This window comes from Sharpea azabuensis DSM 18934, assembly GCF_000702165.1.
Lineage (GTDB): Bacteria > Bacillota_I > Bacilli_A > Erysipelotrichales > Coprobacillaceae > Sharpea > Sharpea azabuensis.
In genome coordinates, this window is the sequence record NZ_JNKU01000002.1 from 43,961 (window position 1) to 57,954 (window position 13,994).

At 38.5% G+C, this 13,994-nt stretch carries 11 protein-coding genes and 1 other annotated feature; all 11 genes read left to right on the plus strand.

Annotated elements, in window-relative coordinates; all coding sequences use genetic code 11:
* Window positions 1–10 precede the first annotated feature (10 nt).
* The 11 genes from recJ to T529_RS0100840 all read left to right on the plus strand — a co-directional run bounded on the left by recJ (window position 11) and on the right by T529_RS0100840 (window position 13,932).
* A complete protein-coding gene (gene recJ, locus T529_RS0100790) occupies window positions 11–1,645 on the plus strand; it encodes a single-stranded-DNA-specific exonuclease RecJ (protein ID WP_033161704.1) in 1,635 nt (544 codons plus the stop codon).
* Window positions 1,646–1,731: 86 nt separating this feature from the next.
* Window positions 1,732–2,250 carry an adenine phosphoribosyltransferase gene (locus tag T529_RS0100795; protein WP_033161705.1) on the plus strand — a complete coding sequence of 173 codons (519 nt, stop codon included), beginning with the start codon at window positions 1,732–1,734 and terminating at the stop codon, window positions 2,248–2,250.
* Window positions 2,251–2,297: 47 nt separating this feature from the next.
* Window positions 2,298–4,517: a RelA/SpoT family protein gene (locus tag T529_RS0100800; RefSeq protein ID WP_033161706.1), complete on the plus strand. Its 2,220-nt coding sequence runs from the start codon at window positions 2,298–2,300 to the stop codon at window positions 4,515–4,517.
* Window positions 4,518–4,558: 41 nt separating this feature from the next.
* Window positions 4,559–4,745: a binding site (T-box leader), on the plus strand.
* 39 nt (window positions 4,746–4,784) lie between these two features.
* Window positions 4,785–6,050, plus strand: coding sequence for a histidine--tRNA ligase (gene hisS / locus T529_RS0100805; RefSeq protein WP_033161707.1), 1,266 nt, complete (start codon window positions 4,785–4,787; stop codon window positions 6,048–6,050).
* Between the two features lie 2 nt (window positions 6,051–6,052).
* Window positions 6,053–7,822, plus strand: coding sequence for an aspartate--tRNA ligase (aspS, locus tag T529_RS0100810; RefSeq protein WP_033161708.1), 1,770 nt, complete (start codon window positions 6,053–6,055; stop codon window positions 7,820–7,822).
* Window positions 7,806–8,900: a M24 family metallopeptidase gene (locus T529_RS0100815; RefSeq protein WP_338010833.1), complete on the plus strand. Its 1,095-nt coding sequence runs from the start codon at window positions 7,806–7,808 to the stop codon at window positions 8,898–8,900. The genes aspS and T529_RS0100815 overlap by 17 nt, the downstream gene beginning before the upstream one ends.
* 83 nt (window positions 8,901–8,983) lie before the next feature.
* Window positions 8,984–10,618 (plus strand): DUF2207 family protein, encoded by a 1,635-nt coding sequence (locus T529_RS0100820; RefSeq protein WP_033161709.1) that lies wholly within the window; start codon window positions 8,984–8,986, stop codon window positions 10,616–10,618.
* A gap of 182 nt (window positions 10,619–10,800) precedes the next feature.
* Window positions 10,801–12,123, plus strand: a complete 1,323-nt coding sequence (locus T529_RS0100825; RefSeq protein ID WP_033161710.1) for a UDP-N-acetylmuramate--L-alanine ligase — start codon at window positions 10,801–10,803, stop codon at window positions 12,121–12,123.
* An 11-nt stretch (window positions 12,124–12,134) separates the two neighbouring features.
* Window positions 12,135–12,425 (plus strand): DUF948 domain-containing protein, encoded by a 291-nt coding sequence (locus T529_RS0100830; protein WP_033161711.1) that lies wholly within the window; start codon window positions 12,135–12,137, stop codon window positions 12,423–12,425.
* 11 nt (window positions 12,426–12,436) lie between these two features.
* Window positions 12,437–12,916, plus strand: coding sequence for a YtxH domain-containing protein (locus tag T529_RS0100835; RefSeq protein WP_033161712.1), 480 nt, complete (start codon window positions 12,437–12,439; stop codon window positions 12,914–12,916).
* Between the two features lie 2 nt (window positions 12,917–12,918).
* On the plus strand, window positions 12,919–13,932 hold the full coding sequence (locus T529_RS0100840; protein ID WP_033161713.1) for a LacI family DNA-binding transcriptional regulator: 1,014 nt from the start codon (window positions 12,919–12,921) through the stop codon (window positions 13,930–13,932).
* Window positions 13,933–13,994 lie beyond the last annotated feature (62 nt).

Here is a 13,994-nt window from a genome sequence, read left to right on the forward strand (position 1 = left end):
TGGAGGTAAAATGAAGTATATCAAAGATACATTACAACATACCGATCAAGTGATGCAGACTTATCATGTCAATTCATTACTCGCAAAAGTTATCGAAAGCAAGAACATGGGATTAAGAGAATATGAAAAGTTTGTTTCACCTCATCTTATTTATCATGACTTCTCTTTGTTTTCGGAAGCAGATCTTGCCCTAGAGCGTATACATCATGCCATTGAAGAACATGAAAAGATAGCAATTTATGGTGATTATGACTGTGATGGCATCCTTTCTACAGCAATACTTGTTCAAGCCTTTAAGGAATTAGGAGTGGAAGTAGGCTTTCATATTCCCAATCGTTTTACTGATGGTTATGGTTTAAATGTCAAAAGAGTAAAACAGATGGCTGAAAAGGGCTATTCATTGATCATTACGGTTGATAATGGCATAAAGGCAAATGAGGCCGTTGAGGAAGCTAATTGTTTAGGTGTTGATGTCATTATAACCGACCACCATGCCTTTAATGAAAGTGATGAACTGCCCGACAGCCAGGCCATCATTCATACAAAGATGTCTGTTGATTATCCTTTTAAGGAAATATGTGGTGGTTTTATTGCTTATAAGCTTGCAAGTGCTTTATTAAATCATCATGATAAATATCTCTATAGTCTTGCTGCCATCACGACTGTTTCAGACATGATGCCACTAGTTGACGAGAACCGCAGCGTTGTAAGAAGAGGGCTGCAGTTTATGAATGAAGAACATTATGAATCACTTGAACTGCTTAAAGGTAATGGCGATTATACGACAACTACAATTGGCTTTACGATTGCGCCAAAGATTAATAGTTTTGGCAGACTGCCTGAACAGATTCATCCTAATAATCTTGTCAAATACTTCTTAAAAGAAGCAGACCCAAGACTTAGAAAGGCAGTAGGGATGAAGGCTATTGAAATCAATGGCTTGCGTCAGGCCATGACGACTAAAGCCTATAATGAAGCTTTGAAAGAAGCCCATGATAAATGTATGTTCTATGCCTCTAGCGAGATTCATGAAGGCATCGTTGGTCTGGTAGCTGGTAAGTATGCGCGTGAATTTGAACGTCCTGCCTTTGTCATGCATTATGATGCAAAAAAGCATCTTTATAAAGGATCAGCAAGAGGCGTAAATGGTTTTAATCTCTATGATTTCCTAACGCAAAATGCAAGTTTGTTAGAGGGGTTTGGTGGTCATGCTTTAGCAGGAGGATTTAGTGTTTCAGAAGAACATTTTGATGATCTTCGTTTAGCGCTCTTAGAACATATTGGTGACAAGACATTTAGAAATGAAGAACTTGTCATACCGATAGATAAAGAGGAACTTAGTATCCCGGCTGTTGCCTCTTTAGATTTGCTAGAACCTTTTGGCCAATCGAACGAAGCACCTATCTTTCTTCTAGAAGATGTTCATATTGATGAGTACAGACTTCTATCTGAAGGAAAACATTTACGGATGAATATTAATACATCACATGGGGAAGTGGCTGCCTTGTATTTTGGCCAGGGAAAGCAAAGGGATAGCTTAGCTAGTCAGGATAAGCTCAATCTTATTGGGTCATTATCCATTAATGAATTTAGAGGCGATAAAACAGTGAATTTTATTGTCAGAGATGTTGTAACAAACTTATAGGAAATAACGTTGTTCTTATTTATCGTTCTTTCCTTTAAGAATAAAGAATGCTATAATACACTATGTGTATAGGAGGAGAAGTTTTTATGGATTTAGAAAAATATGTTGCCAGCATTCCTGGTTTTCCAAAAGAAGGAATTATCTTTAGGGATGTAACACCAATGTTACAGGATGCTGAAGCATTTAAGGAATCGGTTAATCAGCTAGCTGGTTTTGTAAAGGATGAAGATGTGGATGTGGTTGTTGGTCCAGAATCAAGAGGCTTTATTTTTGGCTGTCCAGTTGCTTTAGAGCTCAATGCTGGGTTTGTGCCAGTAAGAAAGCCAGGTAAACTTCCTAGAGAAGTGGTTAGCTGCAAATATGATCTTGAATATGGATCAAATGAAATTCAGATGCATAAGGATTCTATTAAGAAGGGTCAGAAAGTCTTCATTGTAGATGACTTACTTGCAACTGGAGGAACAGTTGAAGCTGCTATTAAGCTTGTGGAAGAAATGGGCGGCGAGGTTGTCGGCTTGGCGTTCGTTATTGAATTAGTTGACCTAAAGGCAAAAGAAAGATTAGAAGCAAAAGGTTACAAGGTTTATTCAATTCTACAGTATTAATTCAAGAAGAGACGGCATGTCTCTTTTTTGATAAGGAGGTGTGACAGATGGAATATAAGCATGCAGGAGACAATGTAACATATGAAGATGTCTTAGGGTTGGTAAAAACATATATCACTGATCCTGACTCATTAGCGATTATCCAGAAGGCTTATGACTTCATCATGGTGAAACATGCCACACAGAAAAGAAGAAGTGGGGAACCTTATACTGTTCATTTAATATGGGTTGCCTATATTTTAGCAACGCTCCAGACAGGGCCAAAGACGATTGCTGCTGGGCTGCTTCATGATGTCATGGAGGATTGTGATGTGCCTCGTGAGGAAATGGTAGAGCGTTTTGGCGAAGAAATCACAACCCTTGTTGAAGGCGTCACAAAGATTACCAAGATGCCTTATATGGAAGAGAGTGAAGTCTATGCCGAAAACCATCGAAAAATCTATATCGCGATGGCCAAGGATATTCGTGTCATCTTAATCAAGCTTGCTGACCGTCTGCATAACATGCGCACTTTGCAATATATGCCCCCAGCCAAGCAACAAAGAATTTCACGAGAGACATTGGAAGTTTATGCGCCAATTGCTCACCGTTTAGGTATCAATGACATCCGTATTGAGCTTGAAGATCTCTGTCTTTATTATCTTGATCCAAAGGCTTATAAGGAAATTGCGGATCTGCTGGATGAAAAGCGTAGTGAACGTGATGCGGCTATTGAGAAAATGAAGAAATCGGTCGAAGCATTACTTAATGAACACCATATTTCCTACCATATTAAAGGTAGAGCAAAACATATCTATTCCATCTATAAAAAGATGGTCATTAAGCATAAACGATTCAATGAGCTCTATGACCTCAATGCCTTACGTATCATTGTCAAAGAGAAGGTGACCTGTTATGAGGTCTTAGGCCTCATTCATGAGAAATATCGTCCGTTACCAGGTCGTTTCAAGGATTATATTGCCATGCCTAAACCTAATATGTATCAGTCTTTACATACAGCTGTTATTGGTGATAATGGCTTGATCTTTGAAATCCAGATTCGTACAGAAGAAATGGATGAATTAGCTGAACGTGGGGTTGCCTCACACTGGCGTTATAAAGAAGGCGTCAATTACTCAGCGAAGGAAGAACAGAAAGAAATTGGTGAGAAATTACAATGGCTTTCAGACTTTATTACCATCAGTGATGAAGTTAAGGATGAAAAGGCGCAGGAATACTACAATACACTTAAACGAGATATTTTTGAAGCCAATGTCTATGTCTTAACGCCTAATGGCAAAATAGTTGAACTGCCAAATGGGGCTACACCTATCGACTTTGCCTATCGTATTCATACTGAAGTTGGTAATCATACTACTGGTGCCATTGTCAACAATGTCATGGTGCCAATTGATACAACCTTGAAGACAGGCGATGTTGTCAAGATCATGACTAGTAATCAGGCTCATCCAAGTGAAGACTGGTTAAAGATTGTCAGAACGGGCAGTGCAAGAAATAAAATCAAACAATATCTTGTTAAGCAGGAAGCTGAAGATAAAAAAGAAATCATTGATGAAGGACGAAGAATCTTACGAGAAGAAATCCGTAATCGTGAACTTGATGAAAAGACCTATCTTGATCCTGAAACCTATCGTTCGAAATTCAATGAAATTGGCTGCCGTAACTTTGATGAAGTGCTGATTGCCATCGGTAAAAAACAAGCCACCGCAGGCAGTCTGCTGGACCATGTTGTACCGGAAAAGAAAGGCTTTATTGAAAACCTTTCTCAGATTATTCGTAAGAATAATAATCGTGAACAGGCTGAAGCAAAGCGCAAGAAATCTATTGGTGTTGCCGTTGGCAATTTAACAGGTGGGGTTATGATGAGTTTATCTAAGTGTTGTAATCCTATCCCTGGTGATGAGATTGTTGGCTTTGTTTCTAAAGGGCAGGGGATTAAGATTCATCGGGCTGATTGTCCAAATGTGAAAAATGTTGACCCATCACGTCTTGTTGATGTTTATTGGGATTATGCAAGTATTGAATCAAAACGCTATAATGTCGATTTAGAGATTATTGGCTTAGATCGTCCAAACCTTCTTAGCGATATTGTGACGGTACTTGGTACTTGTAATGTCAATATCATGAATATTAATGCCGGTATTGCCGACTTGGATGCCGATATGAATATTACAATATCCGTAGACTCGGCAGAAAAGCTTCAGAATACTATTGATAATTTGAATAAGATTCATGGTGTTGCGGAAGTTAAGCGTGTCATCCATTAAGTGTATTATTGCATTTTGTCCAACTTTATATTATACTGAGTGCATATTCGAGGAAGAAGATTAAATAGTGGATTTTTTCTAGAGACGTTATGGCTGGTGGAAATAACGAAAAAGAAGCTATGGGACACTTTGGAGAATGCTTTAAAAAAGCACGTGGCTCGCGTTAAGAGCTAAAGGGCATACTGAAAGGTATGAACTAAGGTGGTACCGCGTTGAAACGTCCTTAGATAAGGACGTTTTTTATTTTGATGAAAGAGAGGAATGCAAATGAATTATAAGGCACCTAGAGGGACAGTCGATGTTTTACCAACAGAGTCTGGTAAATGGCTGAAGCTCGAAAGAATTCTACGTACAATTGCTGATAACTATAATGTCAAAGAAATGAGAACACCAATCTTTGAACATACAGAATTATTCAATCGTGCAGTTGGTGATACAACCGATGTTGTCACAAAGGAAATGTACAGCTTTAATGACAAGAAGGGACGTTCGATCACATTAAGACCTGAAGGTACAGCAGGTATTGCTCGTGCCTATGTTGAAAATAAGATGTATGCCTGGCCAGAAAAACTGACAAAAGTTTACTATATGGGACCAATGTTCCGTTATGAAAGACCTCAGTCTGGTCGTCAGCGTCAGTTCCATCAGTTTGGGGTGGAAATGCTTGGTGTGGAATCACCTTATGTTGATGTGGAATGCATGTTGATGGCTTTGACTGTTGTTAAGGCTTTGGATATTAAGGATGTCACATTGCATATTAACTCATTAGGTGATGATGCATCACGTGAAGCTTATCGTACAGCATTAAAAGATCATTTTAGACCACATCTTCATGAATTATGTGAAGATTGTAATGATCGTTTTGAAAAGAATCCATTAAGAATTCTCGACTGCAAGGTTGATCATGAACATCCAAGTATGGCAAGTGCACCTAAGACAATTGATTATCTTTCAGAAGGGGCAAAAGCTCATTTTGATAAAGTATGCCAGCTCTTGGATGAATTAGAGGTCGATTATGTCATTGATACAAACTTAGTAAGAGGTCTTGACTACTATTCTCATACTGTCTTTGAATTAATCAGTGATGATCCGAAATTAGGAGCAGGTTCAACAGTCGGTGGTGGTGGACGCTACAATGGTCTTGTAGAAGAAGTTGGCGGTCCAGCAACTCCAGGTGTTGGCTTTGCCTTCGGGATGGAAAGACTGATGCTGGCAATGGATGATGATATGACTGATGATGCAGGCATTGATGCTTATATCATGCCTCTTGGCGATGAAGCGAAGGATTATGCGATGCAGCTTATTACTGTCCTTCGTGCACATGGCTTCTGCTGTGACATGGACTTTGTCGGTAGAGGGCTTAAAGGTCAGTTTAAGTCATCGGACCGTTTCCATGCGCAATATGCCTTGATCATTGGTGAAGATGAAGTCAATAACGAAATTGTCCAGGTGAGAGATAATGAAACTAAAGAGCAGGAAGCTGTCAAAGTTGAAGAACTCATTGCCTACTTAGATCACAAGATGGGAGTATAGTTATGAAAAGAACACATAATAATGGAGAACTGAGAATCAATCATGTGGGTGAGGAAGTCACATTGATTGGCTGGGTTGCGAAAAAGAGAAATATGGGAGCCATTGTCTTTATTGACTTAAGAGATAGATATGGCTTAACACAGATTGTCTTTAATGAAGAATTTGCTTCAAAGACAAAGGATATCAAGAACGAATATATTTTACAGGTTACTGGTACAGTTGTTGAACGTTCAAGCAAGAATCCACATATGCCTACTGGTGATATTGAAGTGGATGTCGAAGATTTTAAAATTATCAATACGGCTAAGCAGCCACCTATCATTGTTGCAGATGAAACAGATGCAAGTGAAGAAACACGTATGAAATATCGGTATCTTGACTTAAGAAGACCAGTTCTTCAAAACAAGATTATGACACGTGCAAAGATTGTAAAATCCATTCATGAATTCTTGGATGGCGAGGACTTTATTGAAATTGAAACACCATACCTTAACCGTTCTACACCAGAAGGCGCAAGAGACTTCCTTGTCCCTTCACGTGTGCATGAAGGTTCATTCTATGCCTTACCACAATCACCACAGCTCTTTAAGCAGTTATTGATGGTCTCAGGATTTGAAAAGTATTATCAGATTGCCAGATGCTTTAGAGATGAAGACTTAAGAGCAGACCGTCAGCCTGAATTCACACAGGTTGATGTGGAAATGAGTTTCATGGATACTGATCAGATTCTTGATTTAGGTGAACGTCTTGTGGCTAAAGTCATGAAGGATGTTAAGGACATTGATATCGAGCTCCCATTACGTCGTATGACTTGGCATGATGCGATGGAGAAGTATGGTATCGATAAACCGGATACACGTTTTGGCCTAGAACTTGTTAACTTAAATGAAACAGTGAAAGATGTTGATTTTGCGGTCTTCAAGAGTGCTTTAGAAGCAAATGGCCATGTCAAAGGTATCAATGTCACGGGCGAAGCAAGTCATTTTAGCCGTAAGAAGATTGATGCCCTAGGTGAAATTGCCAAGAAGTATAAGGCAAAAGGCCTGGCTTGGCTGAAAGTTACTGATGAAGGCGTTAATGGTCCAATTGCGAAATTCTTTAATGAAGAACAATTAGCTCGTCTTTTAAAGGCTATGGATGCAAAGGCTGATGACTTATTGCTATTTGTCGCTGATTCACATTATATGGTTGTCTGTGATGCTTTAGCAGCTATTCGTAACCATTTAGGTAAGGAACTTAAGCTTTATGATCCACATACATTTGATTTCTTATGGATTATTGATTTCCCAATGTTTGAATATTCTGAAGAAGATGGCCGTTATTATGCAATGCACCATCCATTCACACGTCCAAAAGAATCAGATCTCGATAAGATCCTCACAGATCCTGCACACTGCCTTGCTGATGCATATGATATCGTCTTGAATGGCTTTGAACTTGGTGGCGGTTCACAACGTATCTATGATGAAGAATTACAGGATAAGGCTTTTGAGGCTCTAGGATTCACTGAAGAGCGTATCAGAAGTCAGTTTGGCTGGTTTGTCGATGCCTTCCAGTATGGCGCACCACCTCATGGCGGCTTTGCCTTAGGTTTGGATCGTATTGCCATGCTTTTGACTGAGTCTGACTCATTAAGAGATGTTATTGCCTTCCCTAAGAATACAAGTTCAAAAGATCCTGTAACTGATGCACCAGGTACAGTTGACCAGGCACAGCTTGATGAATTAGGCATTGAAGTGAAAGAAGGTGTTCTTGATGGTGAATCAGAATAGATTAGCGCGTGTTATCAAACGTATGGAAACAAAGCATATTGATCATATGCTTGTTACTGATCCAACTTCTATTGACTATTTGTTGGATTATCTTAATTATCCCCATGAAAGAACTTATGTGATGGCCATTAGCACGAATGGTCATCACCAGCTCTTTTTCAATAATCTCTTCTTTGTTGATCATGATTTAGGTATACCTATTACTTGGTTCAGCGATGCACAGGATTCATTAGGCATGATTGCAGAATACTTAAAAAAAGATGGGGCAAAGGCGATTGGTGTTGATAAAAATATGGAAGCAAGATGGCTTTTACCACTCATGGATGCACTCAGTGATGCTTCTTTCACTGTTGCAAGTGAAGTTGTCGACTTAGTGAGAGGCGTCAAGGATGAAGAAGAGATTGCCTTAATGAAAAAAGCTTCTAAAATCAATGATGAAGCAATGGGCTATATGGCTAAGACGTTAGCTAGTGGTCAATATACGGAAGCAGAAATGGATCCGCTTCTCTTGGCTTTCTATAAAAGCAAGGGGGCAAGTGACCATTCCTTTGAACCTATCATTGGTTATGGCGAAAATGGCGCAAACCCACATCATATGAATGATGACAGCAAGCTTAAGCCAGGTGACTCCATCATTGTCGATCAGGGATGCTTATATCAGGGCTATTGCTCAGATATGACCCGTACGTTCTTCTATAAAGAAGTTTCTGACAAACAAGAATATGTTTATAATCTTGTCTTAAAAGCGCAATTAGCTGCTGAAGCAGCCATCAAGCCCGGTGTAGCTCTTGCAGACATTGACAAGATAGCTCGTGATATTATTACACAGGGTGGCTATGGCAAGGAATTCAATCATCGTTTAGGACATTTTATTGGACGTCTTTGTCATGAAGCTGGGGAAGTCAATACAACTTCACCAATCATTGCTGAAGAAGGCATGATATTCTCTATTGAACCAGGTGTTTATATTGAAGGTGAATTCGGTGTGCGTATTGAGGATTTAGTTCTTGTTACGCATGATGGCTGTCAGCCTCTTAATAGCTATCCAAAAGAATTAACTGTCATTGGTAATGAATAAAGGAATTGGGATTGTATTTATGCAATCCTTTTTCTTTTGCTGGACTATAAGCATATGATAGAATGATAACAGGAGGAAAACCTATGAAAAGAATCTTCAGACTCTTTATCTTTATACTTATACTCATCTTCCAATTACAGCCTGCTTATGCAAGTGAAGGGGCAGTCAATAACCTGAATATTGATGTTATCATTGATCAAAGTGGTAATGCGACGGTTACAGAAACAATCGAACTCATGGCAACGCAAGGTTCAGAGTTCTATCAAGTGATGAATCGCATGAACCAGAAGGAACTGACAATGGTTTCAGTTACCCGTGATCAAACAGTCCAATATGCAAAGTTAGATAACTGGGATCCTGATGCACTGTCCCGTGAACAGAAATATAACCATTTTGGCATCAATGATAAAGGTGATTCCAATTATGAGTTATGCTTTGGCATAGAGCATCAAGAACATACTTATACGATGGTTTATCATGTCACAAACTTCGTCAATAAATATCAAGATGCAACAGGCATTAACTATAATTTCTTTGAACTCAATATTCCGCTCAAGAAGGCAAGCATACAAATCAGTGCACCACAGAGCTTTCAAAAGGACAATACAGAAATCTATGCCTTTGGCTACGAAGGAAAAGTAAATTTTGAAGCAGGCAGAATTAAGATGATATCAACTGGTAAGATTAAACGTATGCAGCTATTCTCTAAGACAAGCATTCCTTTTGCACATTATGATACAACTTATGAGAATAAGACTTATAAATCACTTTTAAAGGATGCCAAAAAAGGCAGTGATTATGATGATGATGGCGTAGGTGCTCTTGGTGTCTTTATGGCGCTATTTGTAGGCTTCTTAGTGGTTGCTGGGGTGCTGCTCTTTGCCTTGGCTGATCAAGGTGATTCAAGAATCAAAAGATATATTAAGCTTTCAAAGAAAGACAAAGAGAATATTCCTAACTTTCATGATATTCCAACCCATCATTTACTTTATGCCTCATTTTTAGTCGATCAGACAGGATTAAATAAGAAATATCATAATCCTAAACTCATCGCTGCCTATATGCTGAAAATGATTAGGGATCGTAATGTACATTTTGTGGGGGAGAAGAAAGATTATGTTGTTGAATTTCTTGAGATGCCACAAGATGAGAATGCGAAAGAACTTTATGAAATCATGCAGAAAGCTGCAAATAAAGAGAATAAAGCAACTAGAAAAGCTCTAGAAAGTCAAATGAAGAAACACTATAAGAAACTCTATAACTGGTTTGATGATCTTTATATGAGCCAGAAGAAATATCTTCATGATCAAGGTCATCTTCATAAAAACAAGATTGATGATCAGACTGTTGAAGACATTCATCATACCTATGGCCTTTATAAATTCTTAAAAGATGCGGATAATATGGATGAGAAGAAAGTCCTTGATGTTATGCTTTGGGATGATTATCTTGTTTATGCAACGCTCTTTGATATTGCTGATGAAGTCAAGAAGCAGCTTGGGGAAGTTCATCCTGATTATTATGAACAGAGTGATTATCGACCTGACTATGATACAATCTACTGGTCAATGCTTTGGGCGAATAGTATCATGCGCGCTTCTAATACCGGCTACTCTCTATCTGAACAGCAGGTACGCAGCAGTGGCGGTGGCGGCTGGTCATCGATGTCTGGTGGTGGCGGCTTTTCGTCAGGTGGCGGAGGCGGAGGCATTCGCTGATAACGCAAGAATGATATGTCAAACATGTCATTCTTTTTTCTTTTTGTTTGATTTAAAACACAGTTTAAATCAATAAAAATAGGTCATTCATGATAATGTAAGAAAATGAAAGAAACTTTCATAAAAGAATTTCAATGCGGTTACATTTATGATAAAATTTGATAAGAGGTGAATAGAACATTATGTATTATTTTATTGGAATTAAGGGCTCAGGAATGTCCTCATTAGCACGTATTCTTTACGACTTAGGCTATGAAGTTGCCGGTAGTGATATCAGCAAGTATATCTTTGTTGAAGATGGATTAAGAGAACGTGGTATTCCTATTTATACATTTGATAAGAATAATATTAAGGATGGGATGGATGTTATTATTGGTAATGATTTCCATCGTGAAACGAATGAAGAAGTGGCTGCTGCTTTAGATAATCCAAATGTAAAAACACATACATACTTTGGATTCTTAGGCAAGTTCATGAACCAGTTTATTTCTATCGGTATTGCAGGTACACATGGTAAGACAACAACAACAGGCATGGCTTATCATCTTTTTAAGGATTATGCTCCTACATCTGTATTAATTGGTGATGGTACGGGATATGCTGAGAAGGATGCAAAATATTTTATTTTTGAATCTGATGAATATATGGATCATTTCTTAAGCTACTATCCAGATTATTCCTATATCAACAATATTGAATTGGATCATGTTGATTATTTTAAGGATCAGGATGACTATGATGAATCATTTGAAGAATATGCAAATCATGCGAAGAAAGCATGTGTTGTATGGGGTGATGACCCACATTTACCTAGCTTACATTACACAAAGCCAGTCTATAAGTTTGGCTTAAAGGATGGTAATGACGTTCAGGCAAAGAATGTCATCAATAACGAAAAGGGCTTATCATTTGATGTCTATATTCATGGTGAACTCTTTGGTCATTTTGCCTTACCTTTATATGGCATGCATACACTTTATAACTTATTAGGTGTTATTACACTTGGCTATCTTGAAGGCATGGATGCTTCTTATATCGAAGAAAGAATGTCAACATTCAAAGGCGTTAAGCGTAGATATACTGTTCAGGAAATTGGCAATAATGTCTATGTTGATGACTATGCTCATCATCCAACAGCTATCAAGTATGTCATTGAAGAAACAAGAACACGTTATCCAGGAAAGAAGATTGTTGCTGTCTATCAGCCTGACCGTTTCTCACGTGGTAAGTATTTCGCAAAGGGATTTGCCCAAAGCATGGATTTAGCAGACTATCCTTACTTTGTTGATTTCCCTGCCAATGCGCATAAGGAAGCTGGCATTGATATCGATGTCACATATATTACTCAATATATTCCTCGTGCCAATGTCGTGAAGGAAGATCGTGAAGGAGCAGAGCTGCTTGCTGAATATGATAATGTTGTTTATATCTTTATGTCACCAAAAGACATTTATAAGCTTAAGGACTTGGTTATTGAAGTTAAGGCTGAAAAGGAAAGTAAATAGGAGGAGAATAGATGAGTACATTGGACGTTTGTGTTGCCATTCTTGTTGTTGCTGGTGCCTTTGCCCTTGTCTCACTTGGCATCCTTCTGCTAAAGGCTGCTAAGACATTACAGGATGTTTCTATCATTGCCCATAACTTAGATATCACAGTCACAAAAGTGAACAAGACTGTTGATGATATCAATTACAAATTGGACTTGCTGAACGCCCCGGTTGAGCTTGTCAACAGAACATTTACTAAGAGAAGAAACTTGGGAAGTGGTCTGTTAGGATTTGTGATGAATTTATTTAAAAAGAAATAGGAGGAAATGCGATGAAATTAGGAAAATTCTTATTCGGAGCTGCTGTGGGTGCAATTGCAGGGCTACTTTTAGCACCAAAAAAAGGCAGTGAATTACGTGAAGATCTCGTAGAAAAATCTAAAGAGACTTATGTGAAAGTGAAGAATCTGACACGTGAAGATGTTGAAGCAATCTTAGGCGAAACTATTGAGAATGTAAAAAAGACAGTTGATGAATTTGATTCAGATGCTTTTAAAGATTCGACAAAAGTAAAGCTTAATGATCTTCAGGCAAAACTTGAAACACTTGCTTCCCAGGTTAAAGAAAGCGAACAGTATGCCAAGGTAGCAGAAGGTGTATCCCAGGTTGCTGAACGCTTGAATGCGAAAATTGAAGAAGCAAAGAATCAATTAAATGAAACTGGTATTTTACCAGATAGCGACGCTATTGAAAATGAGATTGATAATGTTGAAAATGAACTTGATGAAATGATTGATGAAATTAAAGATTAACTATGAAGAAGAAAACGACAATTTATGATGTTGCTGAGGAAGCGGATGTTTCCCTTGCAACAGTATCAAGAGTTATTAATGGTTCGAATGTTGTCAAAAAGGCTACAAGGGACCGTGTTCTAGAAGCCATCAAGCGTCTAGATTTTAAACCCAACCAGGTTGCCCGTGGGCTAGCTACAAGTAAATCGACAACCATTGCTGTTGTCTTTCCACAATCCATCTTTGCGCGAGTTAAAGATATGATCGGTGGCATTGGCGATACAGGCAGAACCCTGGATTATTCATTGACGATGTATACAACCGATGAACTTGGTGACAGCAATCCTCTAGAAGATGTCATCGAAAGAGTTGTCAAGTCAAGAGCTGATGGTGTTATTCTTTTCAACAGTCAGGATATCGAAAAAGGTTTGGAGCTTACAAAGCAATATAATTTACCAACAGCAGTCATTGGCCAAAAAACTAGTGATGATAATGTATGTTCTGTCTATGTTGATGCCAAAGCAATTGGTTATGATCTTGCAAAGAATTATCTTGACCAGGGCATTGATGATATTCTCTTTGTTAAGGCACGTCAGAACCTTATTGATTTAAATAGTCTTCATGAAGGCATTAAAGAAGCTTTTGTAGAAGCTGGTAAGACATTTGAAGATGACCGTGTCATTACGACATCCAATGAATTTGAACAGGCTCATAATGATTTCGCAAACTACCTTGATAGCCATCAGACACGACGCGTTGTGATTGCTGGATATGACAAGGAAGCAGTTGCTTTTGTACAGGCTTGTGATGACAAAGGCGTTCATATTCCTGATGATTTAGAAATCATTGGTATGGTTGATTCGACTTATGCGATTATTTCAAGACCTAAATTGACATCTGTTCATTTGCCAATCTATGATATGGGGGCAGTTGCTGTTAGAATGATTACAAAGATGCTCAACGAGGAAGAAATTGATGAGCGTGCTGTTTGCATGAAACATACGGTTGTTAAGCGTGATTCAACAAAATTATTATAAGCGTCAAGACGAGATGACCTCTCGTCTTTTTGTTTGTTGCAACATGTGATACAATGATGCAT

What these genes read in the sequence shown, in the direction of transcription:
- hisS (WP_033161707.1), top strand. Translation starts at nt 4,785, where the DNA reads ATGAATTATAAGGCACCTAGAGGGACAGTCGATGTTTTACCAACAGAG.
- aspS (WP_033161708.1), top strand. Translation starts at nt 6,053, where the DNA reads ATGAAAAGAACACATAATAATGGAGAACTGAGAATCAATCATGTGGGT.
- recJ (WP_033161704.1), top strand. Translation starts at nt 11, where the DNA reads ATGAAGTATATCAAAGATACATTACAACATACCGATCAAGTGATGCAG.
- T529_RS0100830 (WP_033161711.1), top strand. Translation starts at nt 12,135, where the DNA reads ATGAGTACATTGGACGTTTGTGTTGCCATTCTTGTTGTTGCTGGTGCC.
- T529_RS0100820 (WP_033161709.1), top strand. Translation starts at nt 8,984, where the DNA reads ATGAAAAGAATCTTCAGACTCTTTATCTTTATACTTATACTCATCTTC.
- T529_RS0100825 (WP_033161710.1), top strand. Translation starts at nt 10,801, where the DNA reads ATGTATTATTTTATTGGAATTAAGGGCTCAGGAATGTCCTCATTAGCA.
- T529_RS0100815 (WP_338010833.1), top strand. Translation starts at nt 7,806, where the DNA reads ATGGTGAATCAGAATAGATTAGCGCGTGTTATCAAACGTATGGAAACA.
- T529_RS0100795 (WP_033161705.1), top strand. Translation starts at nt 1,732, where the DNA reads ATGGATTTAGAAAAATATGTTGCCAGCATTCCTGGTTTTCCAAAAGAA.
- T529_RS0100835 (WP_033161712.1), top strand. Translation starts at nt 12,437, where the DNA reads ATGAAATTAGGAAAATTCTTATTCGGAGCTGCTGTGGGTGCAATTGCA.
- T529_RS0100800 (WP_033161706.1), top strand. Translation starts at nt 2,298, where the DNA reads ATGGAATATAAGCATGCAGGAGACAATGTAACATATGAAGATGTCTTA.
- T529_RS0100840 (WP_033161713.1), top strand. Translation starts at nt 12,919, where the DNA reads ATGAAGAAGAAAACGACAATTTATGATGTTGCTGAGGAAGCGGATGTT.